Source organism: Paraburkholderia sp. LEh10 (genome assembly GCF_017814945.1).
Classification (GTDB): Bacteria; Pseudomonadota; Gammaproteobacteria; order Burkholderiales; family Burkholderiaceae; genus Paraburkholderia.
The window spans coordinates 1-440 of record NZ_JAGIPX010000254.1; the positions used below are offsets into that span (position 1 = coordinate 1).

The 440-nt window shown below is 60.9% G+C and carries 1 pseudogene; it reads right to left on the reverse strand.

The features are described from left to right. Nucleotides 1–172: 172 nt before the first annotated feature. Nucleotides 173–440 (reverse strand): annotated as a pseudogene (locus J8I87_RS44230) (transposase); the annotation flags it as partial.

Sequence of the window (440 nt, forward strand, 5' to 3'; positions counted from 1 at the left end):
TGAGGGTGACCCGGTTCAGCGGACAGATCTGCAGTCAGAGATTGAATGTGATTTAGCCTCCATTGGGCGTTGAGCAGCGGGTTGTCCACGGACGGGCAGCGGGGCGCCTCTCTCGCCCATGACGCTGCCCGGCGGTGGACAACCCGCGATGCGATGTCGGCTGATGTGGCACATGCAGGTTTTCGAATTCGAGCGGCGAACAATAACCGATGCTGCTGTGAAGGCGGCGTATGTTGTACCAGCCTTCCAGGAATGAGAACACACGGCGACGCGCCTGTTCATGCGTTGCGAAGTGCTCCCGCGACAGCAGTTCTGCTTCAAGTGTGCCGAAGAACGACTCACACATCGCGTTGTCATAGGCGTCGCCGGCCGTCCCCATTGACGGTTGCACGCCGGCCTCGCGACAACGTCGGCCGAAGGCAATGGACGTGTACTGGGCG